This window comes from Pantoea sp. X-Soil-ISGK-275 (assembly GCF_059730795.1).
Genome location: NZ_AP035976.1, coordinates 2,771,496 through 2,794,308, shown reverse-complemented (window position 1 = coordinate 2,794,308; position 22,813 = coordinate 2,771,496). Strand labels below are relative to the sequence as shown.

At 54.0% G+C, this 22,813-nt stretch carries 18 protein-coding genes and 1 riboswitch; of the genes, 8 read left to right on the top strand and 10 right to left on the bottom strand.

Annotated features, from left to right (window positions below; all coding sequences use genetic code 11):
- Nucleotides 1-68 precede the first annotated feature (68 nt).
- Complete coding sequence (locus tag AC6I8A_RS13045) at nt 69-2,381, top strand: ATP-binding protein (RefSeq protein ID WP_497818630.1); 2,313 nt, start codon at nt 69-71, stop codon at nt 2,379-2,381.
- Here AC6I8A_RS13045 and AC6I8A_RS13040 read toward each other — a convergent pair.
- A complete protein-coding gene (locus AC6I8A_RS13040; protein WP_265302283.1) occupies nt 2,347-3,051 on the bottom strand; it encodes a response regulator in 705 nt (234 codons plus the stop codon). The genes AC6I8A_RS13045 and AC6I8A_RS13040 overlap by 35 nt on opposite strands.
- 573 nt (nt 3,052-3,624) lie before the next feature.
- Between AC6I8A_RS13040 and AC6I8A_RS13035 the strand changes: the two genes are divergently transcribed.
- The 4 genes from AC6I8A_RS13035 to AC6I8A_RS13020 all read left to right on the top strand — a co-directional run bounded on the left by AC6I8A_RS13035 (nt 3,625) and on the right by AC6I8A_RS13020 (nt 7,218).
- The gene (locus AC6I8A_RS13035; protein ID WP_497818629.1) at nt 3,625-4,014 is read left to right on the top strand and encodes a YuaE family lipoprotein; all 390 of its coding nucleotides are present in this window, start codon (nt 3,625-3,627) and stop codon (nt 4,012-4,014) included.
- A 7-nt stretch (nt 4,015-4,021) separates the two neighbouring features.
- Complete coding sequence (locus tag AC6I8A_RS13030; RefSeq protein WP_265302287.1) at nt 4,022-4,849, top strand: tetratricopeptide repeat protein; 828 nt, start codon at nt 4,022-4,024, stop codon at nt 4,847-4,849.
- Complete coding sequence (locus tag AC6I8A_RS13025) at nt 4,846-6,234, top strand: FKBP-type peptidyl-prolyl cis-trans isomerase (RefSeq protein ID WP_265302289.1); 1,389 nt, start codon at nt 4,846-4,848, stop codon at nt 6,232-6,234. Before AC6I8A_RS13030 ends, AC6I8A_RS13025 begins: the two co-directional genes overlap by 4 nt.
- Before the next feature lie 363 nt (nt 6,235-6,597).
- Nucleotides 6,598-7,218, top strand: a complete 621-nt coding sequence (locus tag AC6I8A_RS13020; protein WP_265302291.1) for a LuxR C-terminal-related transcriptional regulator — start codon at nt 6,598-6,600, stop codon at nt 7,216-7,218.
- Nucleotides 7,219-7,232: 14 nt separating this feature from the next.
- Here AC6I8A_RS13020 and AC6I8A_RS13015 read toward each other — a convergent pair whose 3' ends face one another.
- The 6 genes from AC6I8A_RS13015 to chiP form a co-directional block, all read right to left on the bottom strand.
- A complete protein-coding gene (locus AC6I8A_RS13015) occupies nt 7,233-7,430 on the bottom strand; it encodes a hypothetical protein (protein WP_265302293.1) in 198 nt (65 codons plus the stop codon).
- A 177-nt stretch (nt 7,431-7,607) separates the two neighbouring features.
- Nucleotides 7,608-9,473, bottom strand: a complete 1,866-nt coding sequence (locus AC6I8A_RS13010) for a GNAT family N-acetyltransferase (protein ID WP_497818628.1) — start codon at nt 9,471-9,473, stop codon at nt 7,608-7,610.
- A complete protein-coding gene (gene galE / locus AC6I8A_RS13005) occupies nt 9,470-10,492 on the bottom strand; it encodes a UDP-glucose 4-epimerase GalE (RefSeq protein ID WP_497818627.1) in 1,023 nt (340 codons plus the stop codon). The genes AC6I8A_RS13010 and galE overlap by 4 nt, the downstream gene beginning before the upstream one ends.
- Before the next feature lie 56 nt (nt 10,493-10,548).
- Nucleotides 10,549-11,673 carry a sugar efflux transporter gene (locus tag AC6I8A_RS13000; RefSeq protein ID WP_265302297.1) on the bottom strand — a complete coding sequence of 375 codons (1,125 nt, stop codon included), beginning with the start codon at nt 11,671-11,673 and terminating at the stop codon, nt 10,549-10,551.
- A gap of 53 nt (nt 11,674-11,726) precedes the next feature.
- Complete coding sequence (locus tag AC6I8A_RS12995; RefSeq protein ID WP_497818626.1) at nt 11,727-14,390, bottom strand: family 20 glycosylhydrolase; 2,664 nt, start codon at nt 14,388-14,390, stop codon at nt 11,727-11,729.
- Nucleotides 14,391-14,441: 51 nt separating this feature from the next.
- A complete protein-coding gene (chiP, locus tag AC6I8A_RS12990) occupies nt 14,442-15,839 on the bottom strand; it encodes a chitoporin ChiP (RefSeq protein ID WP_265302301.1) in 1,398 nt (465 codons plus the stop codon).
- Nucleotides 15,840-16,106: 267 nt separating this feature from the next.
- Nucleotides 16,107-16,202: riboswitch (TPP riboswitch) on the top strand.
- Between the two features lie 33 nt (nt 16,203-16,235).
- Between chiP and thiM the strand changes: the two genes are divergently transcribed.
- The 3 genes from thiM to fbaB all read left to right on the top strand — a co-directional run bounded on the left by thiM (nt 16,236) and on the right by fbaB (nt 19,018).
- On the top strand, nt 16,236-17,021 hold the full coding sequence (gene thiM, locus AC6I8A_RS12985) for a hydroxyethylthiazole kinase (RefSeq protein WP_265302303.1): 786 nt from the start codon (nt 16,236-16,238) through the stop codon (nt 17,019-17,021).
- A complete protein-coding gene (gene thiD, locus AC6I8A_RS12980; protein WP_479485965.1) occupies nt 17,018-17,818 on the top strand; it encodes a bifunctional hydroxymethylpyrimidine kinase/phosphomethylpyrimidine kinase in 801 nt (266 codons plus the stop codon). Before thiM ends, thiD begins: the two co-directional genes overlap by 4 nt.
- Nucleotides 17,819-17,965: 147 nt before the next feature.
- Nucleotides 17,966-19,018, top strand: coding sequence for a class I fructose-bisphosphate aldolase (fbaB, locus tag AC6I8A_RS12975; RefSeq protein ID WP_256696889.1), 1,053 nt, complete (start codon nt 17,966-17,968; stop codon nt 19,016-19,018).
- 156 nt (nt 19,019-19,174) lie between these two features.
- Here the strand turns inward: fbaB and AC6I8A_RS12970 are convergent, their stop codons facing one another.
- The 3 genes from AC6I8A_RS12970 to AC6I8A_RS12960 form a co-directional block, all read right to left on the bottom strand.
- Nucleotides 19,175-19,861 (bottom strand): GntR family transcriptional regulator, encoded by a 687-nt coding sequence (locus tag AC6I8A_RS12970; protein ID WP_497818625.1) that lies wholly within the window; start codon nt 19,859-19,861, stop codon nt 19,175-19,177.
- A 98-nt stretch (nt 19,862-19,959) separates the two neighbouring features.
- Complete coding sequence (locus AC6I8A_RS12965) at nt 19,960-21,420, bottom strand: mannitol dehydrogenase family protein (protein WP_497818624.1); 1,461 nt, start codon at nt 21,418-21,420, stop codon at nt 19,960-19,962.
- A 44-nt stretch (nt 21,421-21,464) separates the two neighbouring features.
- The gene (locus AC6I8A_RS12960) at nt 21,465-22,748 is read right to left on the bottom strand and encodes an MFS transporter (RefSeq protein WP_007889540.1); all 1,284 of its coding nucleotides are present in this window, start codon (nt 22,746-22,748) and stop codon (nt 21,465-21,467) included.
- Nucleotides 22,749-22,813 lie beyond the last annotated feature (65 nt).

Here is a 22,813-nt window from a genome sequence, read left to right as displayed (position 1 = left end):
TGCCTAATCCTGCTGCATCAACGCTTTTAGCGCGCAGCAGTTCGTCTTATTAGTCAGGTTATTATGTTATGCGTGCTTTGCTATCGGGCCTGCTGCTTCTGGCTGGCCTGCTACTCTCTTATTCTACTTTCGCTACGCAGATCGCCTTCACCGAGGATGAGCAGCGCTGGATCGCTGCGCATCCGGTGGTTCCTTACCACTTCATCGCCAGTTGGCCACTGGATTATCAGGAAGAGAATCAACACATTGGCCTAAGCCGCGATTATCTGGACAAAATCAGCGAGATCACCGGCCTGCGTTTTGTGCTGGCGGAAAAGAGCGAACAGTCGCCGACGTTAATTTCAGCGATAGCGCCTGAGCTGCTGGCAGCGGATCAGCTGGAAGGCTGGCTCTTCAGCGATCGCTGGCTTGCGACCAGCGCGACGGTAATCACCCACAACAACAGCGCCACCATTCACTCCCTTGATCAACTGCGCGGCAAACGTGTCGCGGTGCGCAGCGGAACGCTGTATGAAAGCTGGCTGAAAGAGAACTGCCCAGACATTCTGTTATTGCCGGTAAATCATATGCGCGAGGTGTTTCAGGCGGTGTATGAAGATCGTGCCGATTTGGGCCTCGGTTCCAGTCTGGTCATGCGTCCGCTGCTGTGGCGCTACTATTCACATAAGCTGGCGATTGCCGGTCAAATTCCCGAATTATCGGCCAGTTTAACCATGGGCATTTCCGCCGCCGATCCGCAGCTATTGAGCATCATTAATAAAGCCTTAAGCGCCATACCAGCCGCGGATGCCAACGAGATGTTTAGCCGTTGGGTAGGTGACATGCGCCTCGGTTATCCATCGATGGGCGTGATTTTTTCCCTTTATCATTGGGAAATCTTCACCTTCTGCTTTTTAGTGTTGTTGCTGGGTTGGCTGCTGCAGCGCGCGATCATGCATCGCCGCCGCGCTACCGCCAGCGAAGAGCGCAAAACCCAGTTTCTCGCCATGATGAGCCATGAAATTCGTACGCCAATGAATGCGATGATTGCCTCGCTGGAACTGATGAAACGTAACGAGAATGCGCATCAGCAGCAGCAATATCTGGCGCTCGCCTCTTCGTCGGCACGCAGCCTGCTCGATCTGCTCAACGATATTCTTGATCACAGTAAGCTCTCCGCAGAGTGCATCGTTATTGATAGCCAGCCTTTTGATCTCAGCGAACTGATCAACACCATTTGCGCGAGCTATCGCCCGATGATGGAGGAAAAAGGGCTGAATCTGTTGATTACCATTGATGAACCACTCAAAAAGCAGTGGATGAAAGGCGATCCGCATCGCTTACGCCAAATCATCAATAACCTGCTCTCTAACGCGATTAAGTTTACTCACCACGGCGCGATTTCGCTGATGCTGGAGGCAGAATTCTTTGCCGATAATACCTGCATGATCGCGCTGGCCGTGGCGGATACCGGCATTGGTATTGCGCCGGACGCGCAAAAAACCTTGTTTGATGCCTGGACGCAGGTGGATGACGGTGCCGATCGCCGGTATGGCGGCAGCGGATTAGGTTTATGGATTTCACAACAACTGGTAACGCTAATGCGCGGTGCGTTGACCTGCCAAAGCCAGCCGGGCGAGGGCAGCACCTTCACCTTAAAAGTGCCGTTACGCCTTTGCACTGCAAAATCCCCGGTGCTTGAGCCTGCATTACCGCGTTTTACGCCGGACACCATGATTCTGCTGGTGGAAGATCACCCCGCCGCACAGCGGACTTTCCAGGCGCAGTTGGCCACGCTGGGTTGCCAGGTTGAGCTGGCGGAAAACGGCCAGCAAGCGTTAGCGCTACTCGACGAAGAGAATTACTACGATGTGATTCTGCTGGACGTTAATTTGCCAGACATCAGCGGGTATGACATCGCCAGACGCTTACGCATGATGGAGCGTGAACGCGGTATTGAAGCCACGCCGGTGGTGGCGATTTCCGCCATGAGTGACGATGCGCATCTTGAGCAATGCGAGGCCAGTGGTTTTGATGCGGTGCTCAGCAAGCCCATCATCCTCACCGCGCTAGCTGGTTGTTTACGCCGCTGGTGCCATCTGGCGGCAGCGAGCGGTGTGCATGTGCCACGAGAAGAGTCCGATCAACAGGAGCTGCAAGCCTGGCTGGAAGCGGATATCTGTGGATTCAATCACGCCTGCGAGGCAATGGACACGCGACTGATGCAGCACCATGTGCATCGGCTACGCGGTACCGCACAAATCTTTCAGATGAACGGCCTGGCGCAGTTGGCGGGCACCATCGAAAGCCAACTGCGCGCAGGCGCTAGCGTAAGTGAAGAGCTTGCCCGCCAATGGTGGGATTCGCTTAGATGTGAAGTGACTTCAGCAATTCGTCCTTGATGATAAACAGTTCGTGATCGGCTTTCAGTCCCAGCTTGCGCATGGCGCTTTGCTTCTGACCGCTGATGGTTTTCAAACTGCGATTAAACTTCTCCGCGATGTCTGTCACCGTCATACCGGCGAGAAAACAGCGAATCACTTCCTGTTCCTTGGGTGACAGCGCCGACAAACTCACCGCCTGGCGAACATTGGCTTCGCTGTAGTTGCCGCTGATCAGCACTTCGCCATGTCGCTGTTGGTTAGCCAGTTCCTGAGCCATTTGCGGTTCGATAAAGGTGCGTCCACGGCTGACTTCCAGCGCAGCGTTTTGAATCTCTTCAAACGGACGGTTTTTCCCGATAAAGCCTTTTGCACCACCGCGTAGTGCCAGCGCTACCGTAGCCGGATTGTAATGTGCTGACACCACCAACACCGCAACGTGCGGATACAAACGCGTCAAGGTTTTGATCAGATTCAGGCCATCGACATCGGCTGGCGCCAACTCATAATCAGCAATCACCACGTCGACCTTGGTGGCTTTAATGCAGTTCAGCAACTCCTTGCTGCTGGTAAAAGTTCCCACTACATCGAAGTCGGGATTTTCCCGCAGTACATCACTGAGCCCGCGCAACACCAGGAAGTGATCATCCAGCAGGGCGATAGAGACGTTATTACGACGGAATGTTTTCATCCTCAAACACTCTTGCTTATCAATAGGGGGTGAGAATCAGTGTACTGTATTTTTCTGGCTGTATGACGTAAGCGGCTGTTGAAAGCGCAACGTGTCAAGGTTACAGCGGCCGGAAATTACCGCGCTTAACCACCAATGTCATCTTTTTTGTTTGATAATTCGCGTCAGTCGCCAAAAATTTCCAGAAAGGGTGGATATATCGCCGCAGATTAGCCTGACCTGCGAAGATTATTAATCGTCATAATGTTCGGTACGAGAAAGGGAATATTTTTTGAGAGTGCTCTCGTAGCGAAGAATAGTGGCTCTGCTTATTATGTCACCCGAACGTTAAGCCTCTCCGAACAATATTTTGCACGTTATCCACTGATGTTAAACACCTTATTTCCTGCGGCACAGCCACAAGGAAAGGGCCAGTTACAGCTATAGATATTACCGAACACCTTGGGTAATAACGGGATAACGAGAGCGCCGCAAAGGATGATAAAACATCCCGCATCCTGCAATAAAATAAATGCGCCAGCAGATTGAAGCGAGAGACTTAATTTGCCCCCAATCGACTGGAACTTATTAGTCATGAAAATTTCAGGATATTTTAAATTCGGAGCCACTATCGGTAGCGTATTAATGCTTACCGGCTGTTTTTCCCTGCCTAATGCCAACGCATCCTCTCATGCGGAAACCATCCCGGCCGCGCAGCATGCTAATCAACTACCCAGCCTCGATCGCTGCCAGGCCGAGGTTTCTGCGCTGGCGCAGTACGATGAGGCACGTTTTCAGCAACAGCACGATGCGCTCAACTGGTTAATGGATCGCAGCGCCAAATATCTGCTCACCCGTCCGCAACTTGCTGCCGATATGCAAGCCACACTCGACAGCGTTTATCAGGCCGAACTGGCAAAGCGTTGTCAGCAAATCCACAGCGAACTGTTCCGCGCCATGCTGGCGCAGGCAGATGGGGAGTGATGTGACGATGAAAACTCTCTTCTCTTTCGTAGCACTGAGCGCATTGCTGAGTGGCTGTGTCACACACGTGCAGCCGCACGCATCGCCTGCCACTGAGCCTTTTGCTCAACCGCGTTTACTCAGCGACTTCAATCAGCAGATGACAGCTACGCGTCAGCAGGCCGAAGCCGGTGAACAACGCGCGCAGCAACAGTATGGCGGCTGGCTGGCGTCGGCTGGTCAACGCGATGCCGCACAACCGCTGCTTAAGGCCGCCGCCGAAAGCGGCCAGCCTGAAGCGCAATATCAGCTCGGCAAGTTGCTGCTCGATCATCAGCCCGGCGATGGCAAACAGTGGTTAGAGCGTGCCGCCGAGCAGGGCAACAGCGCCGCCGCACAGCAGCTGGCACGTTACCATCGCAGCGGCAATCCGCTGCTGCAGGATAAGCAGCAAGCCTTTAACTGGTTGCTACAGGCCGCGCAGCAGGGCGACGCACAGGCGCAAAACGATGTCGGCGCCGCTTACAGTCGCGGCTTTGGCGTGAAAAAAGATGCTGCGCGCGCGGTGGAGTGGTATCGCAAAGCCGCCGAGCAGGGTAATGCGCTGGCGCAATTTAATCTGGCCGGTGCTTATCAGGCGGGAGAAGGCGTCAAAGCCCAGCCGCTGCTGGCTTACGCCTGGTATAACGTTGCGGTGCAAAACAGCGACGATCGCCATCTGACGCAAATCGCCGAGCAGATGAAACTTCGCATGTACGCCAGCGCGACGCGCGGCGGCAAAGCCGCGCAGGCGCGTCAACTGGCGCAAAAAATCACCCAGCAGTATGTCAAACCGCGCAAGGAACCAATGCCATGAAACCCTTATTTACCCGCTCGCTGATTGGCCTGGCAGTGGCTGCAATCTTGTGGTCATCCGCCAGCCAGGCGGCACCGGCGCTGACCGGTTACAGCTCGGATCACACCATTCCTTATTCACTGTTCGATGAAACCGAAGCAGCGAAACCGTGGGTAAAAGCGCCGCCGCCAAAGAAAAAGCCTTTGCGTCCTGCCACCACACACAATGTGGAGCAGACGAAAAAACTGCAGGTACTGGAACACTCTCTCAACGAGCAACAGCGAATTAATAAAGAGTTGCTGGCTGGTCATCAGGTGGAGAAGCAGGCGCTGCAACAGCAGTTGCAAGCTTTAGAAACTGATAAAGCCACCGTTGAAACGCAGCGCGAGCAGCTGGAATCTCTGCGACAGCAATTGGCCGAGCATCAAAGCCAGCAGAGCGGTTCGCAAGAGCAGTTGAGTGAACTGCGTGCCCAGTTAGCCGCGCATCAACTGCTGGTGGATACCCATGCGCTGCAACAATCTTCACTAGAGGGCAAGCTGAAAGAGAAGGAAGAGAGCGTGATTGCGCTTAGCAATCAGCTGGAGGAGGTGCGCGTCGAAACGCAGGCGCTCAAAGCGCAAAAGCAGCCCGATACGCAACAGCTCGCGGAGCTGAAGCAGCATCAGGATCGCATTGCCGAACTGGAAATCAGCTTGCAGGATGCCGAGAAACAGCAGGTCGCGATGCGTGAGCAACTGACCAAGCAGCAGGCGATGCAGGAGAGCGCGGCACCGGAAAGTCACGAGCAAAAACTCTCTTATGCCAACGGCGTGGCATTTGCCAGCAATATTGTGCAGAGCCTGCGCGCCCAGCAGAATCTTGGTGTTGAGCCGGATCGTCCAATGGTGTTGGCAGGGATTAAAGATGCCTTCAGCCAGCGCGTCGCACTTAATAGCGATGAAGTGGCGAAACTGGTCACCGAGCTGGATGGCACGCTGAATGAAAAACTTCAGGCGCAGCAGCAAACTCAGGCAACCGAACGCGAGAAACAGCAGAAAGCCGGGAACGCGCTGATTGAAAAAACCAAACAGCGCAAAGGGGTGAAAACGCTTGATGGCGTTTATTACGTTGTGAATAAAGTCGGGAAGGGCGAAAAACTGACTGAAGAGAGCACCGTTGATATATTGCTGACCGGACATTTATCGGATGGAACAATATTTGATAACAGCGGTAAGGAAAATAAGGTGCAGCGCGTTAAGCTGGACTCCTTATTACCGGCCTTAACTAAGGTATTAAGCCAGCTTAAAAAGGGTAGTGAAGTGGAAGTGATATTGCCAGCGGATAAAGCCTTTGGTGATGCCGGCGTAGATAAGATGATTCCACCGGGCGCAACGCTTATTTTCGATATTAAAATTAATCCCTGAATAACTGACGTCGACAGGGGGCTGTCGTCAACTTGAGGAATGTGCCTGACAATTTACCTCGCGCCACACTTTTAAGTGTGGCTTTTTTTTCGGAGTCTTCTGAGGTTTTGAGAGTGCTCTTGTTTCAACTCCATGAGCGCTTGGTCATTATTGCTTTACTGGAAACGGTAATAAAAAGAAGTTTGGTTGTGCCACGTGAAAGACAAAGGAAAGAATAAAGTTATCTTTCACTTGTCAAATCTGGTATTGGTTCCTGCGTTATTTGCCTGGCGCGAATCATCAGCAAACCGGTAATTTTAATGCGGTTGCGACCTATACCATAACGATTCAATAATTCATTAACTTTAAATACACCAGCAAACTATGAACGAAAATAATGTCGTTATTCTCGATGACCATCCGATATTTCTCGAAGGTCTGAAGAGAGTGATTAATAATGAGTCTGAATTTATCGTCACGGACTGTTGTAAAAATAGCAGTGAATTGTTTTTTTCACTCAGTTTGGCTCCCGCCAATATTGCTTTAATTGATTGCTCACGGCCGAAAGGGGATTTGAATATTAAAACGTTAGTTGATCAATTAATCTCCAACTATCCAAAAATGACGATTGTTGCAATGGGGGATTGTCCTCAACAGCAGCAGCTCAGTGATGCAATGAAACCGCAGATTAAGTCGTACTTTTGTAAGTCGTTGACGCCTGAAAATTGGATTACAGGATTGCGTCATATCTGGACTAACCATTGTCAGACTCAGCAACTGATGCTGGATGACACTGTCGATACAGATAATTTCATCAGGCAACGTCTTTCTGCAAAAGAGAAAATTGTCGTTGAATATCTCTATGCAGGGCTGAGCGTGTCACAAACGGCTCTGCGTTTGTCGCGCAGCGTGAAAACGATCAGTTCGCAGAAACGAGCGGCAATGCGCAAGTTGGGTCTTGTACGGGACAGTGAGATTTTTCGTCTGGATATTAATTCACTTTAATTTCATGCTGGTGATCAACCCAGCCAGCGTCGCGCTTGCGCATCGGTAATATCGCGATAATAGATTTTATGCAGTCGTTCATCACAGCCTTTACATTGCGCCTGAACGTAAGTGGCAAGACAGGTGCGGCCAGTAGGCGATATTGCGCTTTTGCGCGTGATAGTGATGTTATGCCAGCGATGGGCGTGTGGAATAAAACTGAATAATTTCATTATCGCTTCCGGAGGTGGTGAATGATTTCAATTCCGGAGCGCAATTAGGCCTGTTTTCTGGCGTAATAAATTTGATAAGTATCAATGTGCTTAAGATTTTACTTATTTCTGTGAACTTCTGTTGCTTCCGGTGCGAATAAAAATAGATTCGCACCGGATTATTTGATCGCGGAAGGATTACAGCATTAGCGCCATAAACACGACTTCATCACTAAACCGTGCAACCTCCTGTTTCATACTGCTCACCACCTTAAAACCTTTCTTGCGATAGATCATAGCTGCCGGGTTCGATTGCCAGACGCATAAGGTGATGCGGCGCATTTTTTGCTGTTTGGCTTGATCCTTAAGCTTTGACAAAATTTGATTGAAATAGCCTTTTCCCTGTTCCTCGGGCTGCAGCGCCACGCTGAAAATGAAGAAATCGTCCGGCTGGCGATGCTGATTCACGAAACTGTCGTAAGCCACATCCAGTGGAAAAACCTCCTGACGATAGCCATATTCCACCTTGATGTGATCGTAATCCTGAATCGGCGCAGCGTTAACGAAACCCACCATTTTTCCCTGCGGGTTATAAATCACGGCAATCTGTTGCAGGAAAGGCTGGATATTTTGCCGCAGCTGTAAGGTGGTTAAATCAGTGGCATAAATATTATCGACCGAGCAGTATTCCAGATAGCTGGTGGTGAAAATTAATTTCGCCATCGCGAGTTGTTCTTGCTTGTCTGTAATACTTCCCGGTTTAAAGCACAGCGGCGACGCTTTCTGACCTTCAACCGGCTGCCAGAAATCACCTGCTTTTATGTTCCTGGCATTAAGCGCAATTAAAAAGTCGCTGAATAACGCATTCACTTTATCAAGTTGCGGATCCTGAGAGAGCACGCCGTAATAGTGATAATAGGTAATTTCAGCGCGCAGCTGCGGCGCATAAGCAATTTGCAGGATATCGCATTCAGAAAACAAAGGTACCAGTTCACCCAACTGCAGAGGATCGCTTAATTGCCAGTCGCGTTGTGCTAGCTGAGTAATCGTATGCTGATAATGCTGCTGCTCTTCACCACTCAGCGGGCGACGTTCACCGCTGAGAATATCCTCCGTCAGGCGCATGCCTTTAATCCCGCTCACGCGATGCTGCTGAACATCAAAGCCCCATACGGCAAACCGGCTGAAATCTTGATGGCTGAGCTGCGTGACCTGCAATTGCTCACACCATAACTGGTAAAAAGGTTCGAAGATGGCGCGTTCGCTTTCCGGCGTTTTTGCTGGAATTGGCTGAGGCCAGCCGCGATACACCGCACTGAGCCGCCGTTGTAAATCCTGCAACACCGGATTGTTTTGATGACTGATGATCATGCCGGTTTCATCGGTGAAGAGATTCAGCCAGTTTAGTTGCTGCTGTTCTGCCGTAAAATCAGGCAGTTCAGGATGACAGAGAAACAGTGTCGCAGGCCGAGCAGGAAGTGTATCGGCATCCAGATAAACGCCGCCGCACTGATTGAGAATCGTCAGGCGGAAGAAGTCAGAGAGCGTGGCGTAATAGCGTTTGTCGTGCAGCTGCTGTAAGACGTCGACCAGTGCGCAATCAAAGGCGTGCATCAGTGCACTCAGGCTGTTCACCTGCACTAGCGCATCAGGCAGAAACAGCGTGCCCAGCTGTAATGCACTATCTGCCTGCTGACCGACAAAACGGCTATCCGTCGCCAGCTGTTGCGCATCCCACACCCACAGCGTTTGCTGAAAATCACTGCGGCTGGCTTCAATCGCACGCTGCCACTGGGCGATTGTGCGGTTGACGTTAAGCGGCGTTGATCCGCCAAGCCAGACGCGATGCAGCCTACACTCGCTTCCCGTCAGCCGACTGGTGGGCACTGCGAACATCGAAGAGAAGTCGGCTACTGCGACATCTTGTGGCTGATGCTGCTGCCGCCACTGCTTAAACTGGCTGAATGCTTGCTGCCAATCCGCTGAAGCAAGCGCGGTGAAGTCTTTTTTTAGCGCGGCGAGCTGGCGCTCATTGAGCGGTAAAAACGTTTCGCGCGTCATCATAAGGTTTCGCTCCCCATGTAGCCCTGCGGATTCTGCGTATGCCAGCGCCATGCATCGCGCAGCATCGCTTCAAGGCCGCGCGTTGCCTGCCAGCCAAGTTCTTTTTTCGCCTGCCCAGGATCGGATAAGCAGATAGCGACATCGCCAGGACGGCGTGCGCGCATATCGACAGGGACATGTTTGCCGCTTACCTGTTCAAACATCTGCACGATTTCCAGCACCGAGTAGCCTTGTCCGGTGCCCAGATTGTAATGACGATAGCCTGGTTTGAGATGATTTAGCGCCTGGATGTGGCCCTCGGCGAGATCCATTACGTGGATGTAATCGCGCACGCCGGTGCCGTCCGGCGTCTCATAATCATCACCAAATACCGGCAGATTGCCTCTTTGTCCATTGGCAACCTGAAACAGATAGGGCAGCAAATTGTTGGGAATACCTTCAGGGTGCTCACCAATCTGGCCGGAGGGATGCGCGCCGGCAGGATTAAAATAACGCAGCGCAGTAATGGCTAATTCGGGTTGTGCATCCACCACTTCACCCATGATCTTCTCAACCATATATTTGGAAGCACCATAAGGATTGGTGGTATTACCGGTATCGCAGTTTTCGCACAGGGGGATTTTTTCCGGGATACCATAAACCGTGGCAGATGAGCTAAATATAAGTTTATTAACCTGATGCTGTTTCATGATTTCCAGCAGCATCAACGTTCCCGCAATATTGTTCTGATAATATTTCACCGGCTTTTGCAGCGATTCATTCACCGATTTCAAACCCGCCATATGAATAACGGCATCGATCGGTTGCTGATTAAAAACCTGATTTAAATCGGCTCGGCGGCGAATATCGCCCTGATGAAAAGTGATTTTCTTTCCGCTTAATGCTTCAACGCGTGTTAAGGCTATTGGCGAGCTATTGCACAAATTATCCAGCACAATCACCTGATGATTTTGCTGCAGCAAACTAAGGGCAATGTGCGAACCAATATAGCCCGCGCCACCCGTAATTAAGACATTCATTAGCGTACACTCCATGTGTTTTGATGCGCGCAGTGATGCGCGACGAATGAGGGTTTTTAAACATTGTCGACCTTTGTTATCAGTAGTAATGACATCACCAACAGCACACAGGCCGCTGGCCAGATGGCTAGCGGTGAGACTGCGGTGAGAACTCCCTGTAATACGCCAGCAATCAGCACGCCGATGGACATCGAATTGGTATAGAGCGTTGCTGCCATACCTTGACGATGTTGCAGCAAGTCCTGAAACCAGAACAGTCCAACGGTAGCGATGATGGCGATAAAAACGGCATTGAAAAATTGCAGGATCATCAATGGAATAAACCCATTGCTGAAGAAAATACCGGCATAAAAAATGATGCCGCACAGCATGGCAGCCTGCATTTGTGATTGCTTGCCCCAGCGCTTAAGCATTTTGGCACTGAGCAGCATGATGGGAATTTCCAGCGCTGCGGCGAGGCCAAACATCACGCCGGCCCATTCAGCGGAAAGCATAGGCTGCTGCGCCAGATGCAGAGGAAAGCCAATCAGATAGAGTGCGCTGCAACTCCAGACCAGCAAGGTGGCGAGCATCAGCAACGTCAGGTTTTGCCCCAGCGGTTGCTGATCATCTTGCTGTTCAGGCGTAGCGACAACCGCCTGATCGCCCAGTGGCAAGGTAAGTGCCAGAAGCGCCACGCTGAGTAATAAGCCGGACATAATGGAATAAAGCCAGGCGAAACCGGCCAATTGAATAATCCAGAATGCCAGCGGCGGGCCAAATACCCACGCCAGCGAAAATTGGGCGCGTAAGATCGCGCTGAAGGTATTGTCGCTGCGGGTTTGCCGCGCAAGCGCGAACAGCTGAGGTACCGCCGCGCTGCCACAGGCGCTGAGTAACGATCCAAGCGTGATGAGCACCAGATAATTACGGCAGAAGATAAACAGCAGTGAATTAAGCGAGAGCGAGAATAAACAAAACAGTAACAGGGGACGGCGCTGACTTTTACGATCGGAATAACGAGCAATGAGCAAACTGATAGCAATACTGCTGAGCGCATTAATACTGTAAAAGGCACCGATCTTCCAGGCTGCCACATTAAGTTCGTTAGCCAGAAATAAGCTGAGTGTCGGAATAAACAGGGCGCCGCTTAAACCGGCGCCCAGCGCAACAACATAAAAAGAAAACGTTGAGTGTTTCATCGACATCCTTGTCAGTGTTCGCCCCTTGCACTCCAGCGAGGGGCAAATCAGTTTTAAAGTGCTTCAGCGCGGCTGAAACGTTTGCCATCCGGACTTACGCTGCGCACCCAGACTTTATCGGCGACGGTGATGGTCGGTTTGGCATGCGGCAGATAACGTTGCCAGTTTTTACCGTTATCCACGCTGTACTCCAGCGGCAGACCCGGCAGCGCAATGTTCATGGTCAGCGTGCCATTCTCCACGCGCGCACCCGGCACCGGCAGACGATAGTGAATACCGGCTTTATCCATCTTGCCCAACTCACGCTGGCCTAACAGGTTGGCGAAACGCTGCCAGTCCTGATTGCGCTGCTGCTGGTTAACGAAGTGGGTTTCGCCGCCTTTAAAGGTGCGGCCCTGTTGATAATCCAGCTCCCACTTCGCGCGATGCCAGCCACGTTCAGCGACCGACAGCAGGCGAGGGAACACCATGTAATCCATCTGCTGATCGGTACGTGTGGTTTCACTCCACAACTGTACCGAAATGCCGTGTGCGCCTGACCACGGCTTATTCGAGGTGGCATCGAAGGTTTTGCCATCGCGATCCACCGAGGTTTCCGCGTTCTGCGGCAGGTTGTCTGGCGCGAAGCCAAACATCTTGCGCTCATCGCTGAAGCGCGTGCCCCAGTAATAGCCGCGCTCGTTGGGATTCACCTCATACGGGAAGTCCATGTAGACATAATCCGGATTGGAGATCACCACTTCGTAATCTTTAATCGTCCAGTCGTTAGCGGTGTCAAAGCCGCCCCAATAGAGCGTGTCCCAGAAGTTAACGCGAACGCGCGAGGTGGCGAAGGCGTGCGCGTTAGCTGCATCTTTCAGCCCATCTTGCCAGGCCTGCATCACCGGAATGCCGTGTGCTTTTACCATTTTGCTCACTTCCAGCGCGAAGTGACTTGGCAAGTGTTCCAGATCTTCCACCTTGCCGGATTTCACCTCCGCCTGGCAGACCTGAGATTTTGCCCAGGGTTTGTCCTCTTTGCTTTGGTCTAAAATGCCCGTTCCCGCTTTCGGGTTTTTGATATCGCTGTAGCCGGTACCGAGGCGGATGTTTTTCGCTTCATCACCGCCGAAGTGCCAGGTGGTCAACGGTTGGCCCGCTTCGCGGTGCATCGCCTGCACTTCACCCATCACTTTATCGACAAAGCGCTTTGAGGAATCGAGGCAAGGATTGAGATAGCTGGTGCGATCGTACAACTGCACGGAACGGGTATTCGAGGTATCCGTTGGATCCACCAGACGATATTCACTGGCTTGCTGCGGTTTACCCGCTTTCATGAGTTGCTGATAACGCGCTTCCATCGAAATAACCGCAGCGCGCGCGTGCGCAGGCATATCGATTTCCGGAATCACTTCGATGTTGCGTGCCTGCGCGTATTTAACGATCTCAATATAATCGGCGCGGCTGAAATGCCCGGTTCCGTTGTTATCCGTGAACGGCCCGGAGCCCAATTGCGGCAGCAGACATTGCTGCTCCGTGAGATCGTGACAGCGCTTGCTGCCCACGTCGGTCAACTCAGGCAGACCGGGAATTTCAATGCGCCAGGCTTCATCATCGGTCAGGTGGAAGTGGAATTTATTCATCTTCCATGCCGCCATTTGATCGAGCATGCGCAGCACCGCTTGCTTGCTGTGGAAATTACGCGCCACATCGAGGAAGGCACCGCGATAGGCAAAGCGCGGTGCGTCTTTCGCTTCAAGCGTGGCGATAATCGGTTTACCTTCAGCCGGCACCAGCGACAGTAACGACATTAAGCCGTAGTAAACGCCAGCCTGATCGTAACCAATGATATCGGTGCCGCGCGGTGTGATGCGCAGTTCATAAGCACCGGAAACCGCCTCTGCGCCGTGGAAATGATTGACGGCGATACGGGTATGAATGTCATAACCCGCTGACTGCGGTTTGAGCCCCATCAAATCGAAACGCTGTTTAACTGCATCGGCCTGGTTGTCCGCCAATACCTCAAGATGCAAGGCAACGCCACGGCTCAGATCGACATCCGCCGCATGAACTTTCACCGAACGCGGCGTTGGGGTGATTTGTCCGCGCAGCGCGCTGGCAGGCAGTTGCGCCACATCGGCATTCTTTGTGAAACGACTTTGCGGCAGCATTAGCACGTTTTTATCGTCGGCAATGCGCTTCCATTGGCCGCCAAACGGCTTAACAAAGTCGCTGAGGTTTTCGGTATCGGTGCTGGTGATAATTTTTGGCGTGGCATTGGCGGCGGTGACATACCAGCGCGGCATCACGTCGGTGATAAACAGCTGCCAGTATTCATTGACGATAGGGATCTCAATCGACTCACCCGCCGCGATACCTTTGAATTTCTCCGTCGGTTCCAGACGGGTTAAATCGCCGACGATATGGGTCATTTTGAACTGATCGTTATCCACCCGCAGCGTTTCGTGCACGTTGCTCATGTAGATTGCCCAGTTTTTACTGGTGAGCGCCGGACCGTTGTTGGTCAGCGTGATGGTAGCGGTGTTGCAGGATGCCCAATCGGCACCGAGTTTCGCGCAGTTCACGCCGTGATCGGCCGCCTGGTTGTCAGTGACCTGATACTGCACGCCGAACTGACTGATTTGATCGACGACCTGCTGATTATTGCGCGGGGATGAACTGCAGGCGGCAAGGCCCATCACGCTCAGCGCCAGTAAACTGATTTTTAACTTTTTCATGTTGTTATCCTTCTCCACGGAGGTAAGTCTCTGGCTCCTGCCAGATCGGGGTCAAAACAGGGTGAATGGCGCGACGATCATAAATTTGATGTCTCTTTCGTCCTGGAAGATGTTGCCGTAACCGCCGCTGTAGCTGGGAAGAGCGCTGTGATTGTCGTAGCGGGTGTAATGCAGTTTGAATTGCGTGTCTTTGGCGCGGCCTTGCTGGATGGTGTAAACCAGATCGAGGCTCCACGCCGACTCTTTCAGGCGCTGGTTTTGGTCGTAAATCGGATTGGTGGAAGGCTTAGCGTCCCAGCCGTAGGCGTACGACGTACCGACTTGCCAGCCGGGTAATTGCCAGTGCCCCAGATCGACCATCACACCGGCGAATAGCGCTTTCTCACCGTTGGCGTTCCAGTCAGAGCGGGAATCCCACCATACATCCATGCGGCCATTTGAGCTGGCATAGGATGGCGTCATACGCTGCAGGAAGAAGCCCTGATTACCTTCGGCTTTTACCCAAGTGCCTTCAAGGCGGAAATCGAACGCGCCCAGCGTGTAGCCGAACGTCAGCGCCTGTAGCCAGGCGAGGCCATCATAAACATCGTTGACCTGGCCCACGCCGCTGTTGTCACGATCCTTCGCGCCGTAAAACTGATAGCTGGTGCGCAGTGGCGCATCGGCCAGCGGCAGCTGATAAGACGCTTTAGCAAAATACTGATCCATGTAATTCGCCGCCTGGCCGTAAGCGCCTTCCAGCAACAGCGAGTTTTTGAAATCATATTTGGCACCAAAGGATTGCAGCCACGGAATCTCCGTCACACCATCGGCTTTGCGGAAGTTGTACATGCCGCGATACCACGGCGCTTTGTATTCGTCTGTCCACATCCAGGAGACGGAAAGGGCGCCCGCATCGCTAAAATCGAAGACGGTGCCAGCCTCAACACCGCGATAAGTGCCGGGCAGGAAACTCCAGTGTGGTGCCAGCAGCGTCTGTCCGCTGGGTTGCAAATAGCCTGCGCGTAGCCAGTTATCCTGCCATTTTGCCTTGATCGCCGCTTTATAAAGACTTAAGCCACTCTTATCTCCGCTCCAGTCCTCATCCCAGCGTGTGCGGGCATTGCTGAAACCAATTTCATTCGGTGCCGCCGGGCCGCTATTGCTTAACTCCAAAGCGCCAAACGCCGCCAGATCGAGGCCAATTACATCACCGGCATAACCGGATGAGAAGTCGAGATTGGCGTTGGCAGAGGCGTGATGCAGATTGGCGTCATACTGACCATACGCGCCTTTTTGCGGATCCATCTCTTTACGATCGCGCTGGCGTTGCCAGTAAAACAGGTTGCCAGTGAGCGATGAGTCTTCGACAAAACCCGCAGCGTGGGCGCAGGGAACAGGCAAAAACGTACCGGCGAAGAGGGCAGAGATAATGGCCGCAGAGAGCGGCGCGCGTGGAATTCGACGCATAGCAAATCCTCCGTGATACTTCCATGAACAATTAATAAATCCGTATTGTTTCGTCATGAAACAAGTTGCGAGGGATGCTATTTTTCGCGACGCGAATTATCAATGGAGTTTATTACAAAGTATGACATGGCACGCAAAAAGAAGGGTTTTAAGGAGTTTATTCAATCAGTTAGATGAACCTGTAAAATGTAACTTTGCGAACAAGATCCTCAGGAAAAGTGTCGATAGCTTGCTTTAATCTGGCTTGTTCCCTATGCTCGCCAACGTAGTTTTGACTCGGGGTGCCCCTCTAATACAGGGCTGAGATACACCCGCCGACCTGATCTGGATAATGCCAGCGTAGGGAAGTCAGATGCCTGACCGCATTCGCCTTCTTGATCGCCGGTTGGGAGCCTAATGAAACAGCCTGACCTTCTTTCCCCCGTGCAACTCGCGCACTCTTTGCAACTGCTGCGTCAGCAAGCGCCGCTGGTGCACTGCATGACCAATGAAGTAGTGCAAACCTTTACCGCCAACGTGCTGCTGGCACTGCAAGCTTCGCCCGCGATGGTGATCGACCCCGATGAAGCGGCGCAGTTTGCCGGTTTTGCCGATGCGGTGTTGATCAACGTAGGCACCTTAACCTGCGATCGTCGTGATGGGATGTTGGCGGCGGTGCAAGCAGCGCAAGCGGCAGGCACGCCGTGGACGCTGGATCCGGTGGCGGTCGGCGCATTAACGCTGCGCACCACCTTCTGCCAGCAGCTGCTGAGCCTGCAACCTGCGGCGATTCGCGGTAACGCTTCAGAAATTCTCGCCCTGGCGCATCAGGCAAGCGGCGGACGCGGCGTGGACAGCCTGCATCAAACCGATGCCGCGCTGAGCGCCGCCCAGCAGCTGGCGCGTGATTATCACACCGTTGTGGCGGTGACCGGTGAAGTCGATTACGTCACCGATGGCGCGCGTACCCTGGCAATCCCCGGCGGCAGCCCGCTGATGACGCGCGTAGTTGGCACCGGTTGCGCATTGTCGGCAGTGGCTGCGGCCTTCACTAGCTTGCCGGGCGATCGCCTGCAACATGTGGCAGCGGCGTGCCGCGTGATGTCGCTGGCCGGTGAGCTGACAGCACGCCAGGTCGCCGGGCCGGGCAGCTTCGTTGCTGCCTTCCTCGATATGCTGTGGACGCTGGAGGTGAAAGCATGAAACGCATCAACGCATTGACCATTGCTGGCACCGATCCCAGCGGCGGCGCGGGTATTCAGGCCGACCTCAAAGCCTTCTCCGCATTGGGTGCTTATGGCACCAGCGTGATTACCGCGCTGGTGGCGCAAAACACCTGTGGCGTGCAGTCGGTCTATCGCATCGAACCTGATTTTGTCGGCGCACAGCTCGATTCGGTGCTGGATGATGTGCGCATTGATGCCGCGAAGATCGGCATGTTGTCCGAAACCGCGATAGTCGAGGTGGTCGCCGAGCGACTGAAACGGGCCAGCCTGCCGTTTGTGGTGCTGGATACGGTGATGATTGCCAAAAGCGGCGATGCGCTGCTGTCGCCTGATGCGGTAGCCAGCGTGCGCGAATTGCTGCTGCCGCAGGTGTCGCTGATCACGCCAAACCTGCCGGAAGCCGCCGCGCTGCTGGGACGCGCGATGGCGCAGGATGAGAAAACCATGTTGCAGCAGGGCGATGCGCTGCTCGATCTTGGCTGTGAAGCGGTGCTGATGAAGGGCGGACATCTCAGCGATGCCGAAAGCCCGGACTGGCTAATCACGCGCGAAGGACGCCAGCGCTTTACCGCGCCGCGTGTTAACACACGCCACACGCACGGCACCGGTTGCTCGCTCTCCGCCGCGCTGGCGGCGTTGCGTCCGCGTCATGATGATTGGGCGGCAACGGTGGTCGAAGCCAAGGCGTGGCTACAACAGGCGCTGTTGCACGCCGATTCGCTGGAGGTCGGCAAAGGCATTGGGCCGGTGCACCATTTCCATCAATGGTGGTAGGGCGTAACGCCAGATTGCCGCTTTTTCACTGCGCATCCGTCTGAAAAATGGAGTCAGCAATTTGCCAGCCTGGCGTTTTCCGGTCCAGGCTGTTGGGGGCGAATCGGCATTGGCCGGTTCCAATCCAGCCATTTATCAGGAGCGAACATGACGGACATCGTACAGTTATTGGGCAAAGAGGCGGACAGCCTTCTTCAACATCGCTGCATGACCATTCCAGCGGATAGCCTCTATTTACCAGGCGCGGATTATGTTGATCGCGTGATGATCGACAACAATCGTTCTCCCACCGTTCTGCGCAACATGCAAACGCTGTACAACACCGGACGTTTAGCCGGCACCGGCTATTTGTCGATTCTGCCGGTCGATCAGGGTGTTGAGCACTCGGCGGGTGCCTCCTTTGCCGCTAACCCGGCTTATTTCGACCCGAAAAACATCGTTGAGCTGGCGATTGAAGCCGGCTGCAACTGCGTGGCCTCCACTTACGGCGTGCTGGCCGCGGTTTCACGCCGTTATGCGCACCGCATTCCATTTATGGTGAAGCTAAACCACAATGAAACCCTGAGCTATCCGACGCAATATGATCAGACGCTGTACGCCAGCGTTGAGCAGGCCTTTAATCTGGGTGCGGTGGCGGTTGGCGCCACCATTTATTTTGGCTCCGAGCAATCGCGTCGTCAGATTGAAGAGATCTCGGCGGCCTTTGAACGCGCGCACGAGCTGGGAATGGTGACGGTGCTGTGGGCTTATCTGCGTAATGACGCGTTCAAGAAAGACGGCGTCGATTATCACGCCAGCGCCGATTTAACCGGCCAGGCCAACCATCTGGCGGCGACCATTGGTGCGGATATTGTGAAGCAGAAGATGGCGGAGAATAATGGCGGCTATAACGCGGTGAAGTTTGGTCACACCGATGAACGCGTCTACAGCAAGCTGACCAGCGAGAACCCAATTGATTTGGTGCGTTACCAACTGGCGAACTGCTATATGGGGCGCGCGGGATTGATCAACTCTGGCGGCGCTTCTGCCGGGGAAACGGATATCGCGGAGTCAGTGCGCACGGCGGTGATCAACAAACGTGCCGGGGGGATGGGGCTGATTCTTGGGCGCAAGGCGTTTAAGAAGACGTTGAAAGAGGGCGTGCAGCTGATTAATGCGGTGCAGGATGTTTATCTGTCAAAAGATGTGACCATTGCTTGATTGAGTGGGGGCTGTGCTCGCTGTCCCCCATCCCGGCCTTCCCCCGCGAGCGGGGGAAGGAGATGCTGCCACATGCTGCTTCAACACTTACATATTGCAGCATCTTCCTCCCCCATTAATGGGGGAGGACCGAGGAGGGGGACAGCGAGCACTAAATCAAGGCGCTTCGAACCACTCACCATTACGCTCGGCAATCGGCGTAATGGTCAAAATCATCTCCTGTAGATGACGACGCATCGCGCTTTCAGCCGCGTCAACATCATGCGCTTTCAACGCGTTATAGATATCTTCATGCTGCTGAATCAAACGCTCCGGCGGTGACACTTCGCTCAGGGTCAGAAAGCGCACGCGGTCCATAGCCGCTTTGATGTTCTCCACCGTTTCCCACGCCAGCAGGCAGTTAATCCCTTCCGCAATCAGACGGTGAAACTCATCATCCAGTCCTAAGAAGGCCTGGCTGTCATGACGTTCGGCGGCGAGACGCTGCAGTTGCAGGTTGTGCTCCAGCGCCATCAATCCGCTGGCACCAATCTCCTGCGCGGCGCGGCGTACCACGGCGATCTCTACCGCTTCACGGATAAAGCGGCCGTCGGCCACGCGTTGGGCAGAGATTTTGCGTACGAAGGTGCCGCGCTGCGGTAACACCTGCACCAGTCCGGCTTCCGCCAGCTTGATGAAAGCTTCACGTACCGGCTGACGCGATACGTTAAAACGCGCCGACACTTCCTTCTCCGACAGCAGCGAGCCCGGATGAATAACGCAGGTCACAATATCTTTGCGCAGATAACGATAGATCTGCTGATTTACCGGTTCGCTGGTGGTTATGGTATAGGCAGTCGACATGCAGCAATATCCGTATTACGGCTGGCATCTGCCAGCCCGTTAAGAAAGGTTCAGTCTAATCAGCACGCTTCGTCTGCGCTACACATTTGTGCAGGCGCTTAGCCTTGTGTGACGAGGCTCTGCACCGTGGCGCGCGCACCCTGTTGCAGCAGTTGCTGATAGAGTTCGGTGACGCGTGAGACAAAGGCGGGCTGCTGCTGCAGATCGTCACCGAACACGGCGTTGAGGTCGAGCAACGCCTTAACACGTGGCGCACCGTCCTCACTGTTGGCCACAATGTCCGCCAGCTGATCTTTCAGCGGATCGCGAATCTCAATGGCCTGGCCTTGCTCATCCACGCCGCTGACGTAGCGCATCCAGCCTGCCACGCCCAGCAACACGAAATCGCAGGAGGTGCCGTTGCGCAGATGCCAGCGTGCGCTATCCAGCAGACGCTGCGGCAGCTTTTGCGTGCCATCGGTGGCGATTTGATAGGTGCGATGCTTGATGGCGCGATTCTCGTAACGCGCAATCAGTGAATCGGCATAGGCTTCGAGATCGACGCCCTGCGTGCGCAGCGTCGGCGCCTGATCCTGCAACATCAGCGCGCGTGCCGCCGCACGATAGCTGGCATCGGCCATGCAATCGCTGATGTGCTCATAACCGGCGAGAAAACCGAGATAGGCGAGGAACGAGTGGCTGCCGTTGAGCATGCGCAGTTTCATCTCTTCGAACGGCAGCACATCGCTGACCAGCTCCGCACCGGCGTTTTCCCACGCCGGACGTCCGTTAACGAAGTTGTCTTCGATGACCCACTGGAAAAACGGTTCGGCTTCAACCGCCACCGGATCGCGGCTGCCCAAACGTTCCGCCAGCGTGTCGAACGCTGCATCGGTCATGGCCGGGACGATGCGATCGACCATGGTTGAAGGGAAGGTGATGTGCGTCTGGATATACTCCGCCAGTTCAGCGCTGTGGCGCTCGGCCAGCTGGGTGATCACGTTGCGCGTGACATGGCCGTTTTCCGGCATATTGTCGCAGGACATCACGCTAAACGGCGGCAAATTGCGTTCGCGGCGGCGGATAATGGCCGCCAGAATCAAGCCGGGCAGCGAACGTGGCTCAGTCGGATTGGCGAGGTCGTGCACAATATCGGGATGATCGGGATTGAGCTTGCCGCTCGACGGCATGTAGCAATAGCCTTTCTCGGTCACGGTCATCGAGACAATCGCCACATCCGGCTGGCTCATCGCCTCAATCACCGAATCAATGCCGTCGCCTTTGCCATGCAGCGCTTGCGTCACCACGCCAATCACGCGCGTGTGTAAACTCTCATCGGCCATTTCGGTCAGCGTATAGAGCAGATCCTGCTGACGCAGCGCCTGAATCAGCGTGCCGCTGTTGAGATTCACTTCGCAGTAACCCCAATCGCTGCCTTGTGCCGCCAGCTTATCGGTTGCCAGCGCCTGATGCGCACGATGGAAGGCACCAAAGCCGATGTGCACCATGCGGGTTTTCAGTTGGCTGCGATCGTAAGCGGGACGTTGGACATCAGCGGGGAGGCGTTCAAGCTCTAACATAGTCATTCCTTTTGGCAAATGGGGCGCTCAGCGCCCCATGAGATTTACACTGAAACCGGTTTATTGTTGGCCTTGGGTTCGCGAATTACCAGCAGCACCAGCAGCGCACCGACGCCGGCCACCGCACCTGCGAGGATAAAGGCGCTGTCAAACTTACCGGAGTGCTGCACGATGAAGCCCGTCACCACTGGGCCTATAACGCCTGACAGGCTACCAATCAGATGGATAAAGCCACTGATGCTGCCGACACGGCTTTTATGCACCACATCCTGCACAATCGCCCAGTAAATCGCGCCGGTGATGTAGAGGAAGAAGATGGAGATCGACATCATGATCACCGCCGAGTTGACCTCTTTTATCGTACCTGCCAGCGCCACGCAAATCGCGGCGGCGGTAAGTGAAACCACCAGCACAATTTTTCGTGAAAGCAGCAGCTTGCCGGTGATGTTGAAAATCTTATCGGAGATCCAGCCACCCAATGCCAGGCCCACGAAGCCAACAATCCACGGGATCATGGTGGTGATGCTCATCGCTTTGATGTCGAGGCCGTGCGCCTGCACCAGATACGCCGGGAACCAGCTCAGGAAGAAGAACAGAATGTAGTTGTAGCAGAAGAAGGCAAAGGCGGTGACCAGAATGATCGGCTGGCGCAGATAGAAGCCCAAACCGTGCGCGTTGCCGCTTGGGTCGATCACGTCAGCCGGTTCTTCGGCTTTCAGTTTTTCCACCAAGGCACGCTCTTCCGCCGATACGCGCTTACTTTTCGCCGGGTTATCTGACGCGAAGAAGAACCACAGCGCCAGCCAGACAAAACCAATCGCGGCGATCACCACAAACGCCGGACGCCAGCCGAACGACAGCGCCAGATAACCCACAATCGGACCGGCAACCGCGCCACCCAGCGGTGAACCCGAGCTGAGTAAACCCATCGCGGTGGCGGCCTGTTTTTTCGGGAACCAGCCGTTAATCGCTTTGTTCGCCGACGCCGAGATGGGACCTTCTGCCATGCCAAACAGCACGCGCAGAATCATCATCGACCAGAAGCCGGTCGCCATCGCGGTCAGGCCGCAGAACAGCGACCACATGCCAACGGCGGTGCCAAGCACGATGGTCGGGCCGAATTTATCGGTCGCTAAGCCACCGATGAAGTTGAACAGGGCATAACCGAAGAAGAAGCTGCCGAAAATCATGCCGAACTGTTCGGCGTTGATCATCAGGTCTTTTTCCACCAGCGGTACGGTCAGAGAGAGGGCGATACGATCCAGGTAGTTGATCATAAACACCAGGAACAACAGCAGTACGAGGGTCCAGCGCAGGTTCTTAAACATAGAAACTCCGTCATCGTCATTTTTATAGTAATAATGCCGGCGGGTAAGGGACCGGCATGGGGACA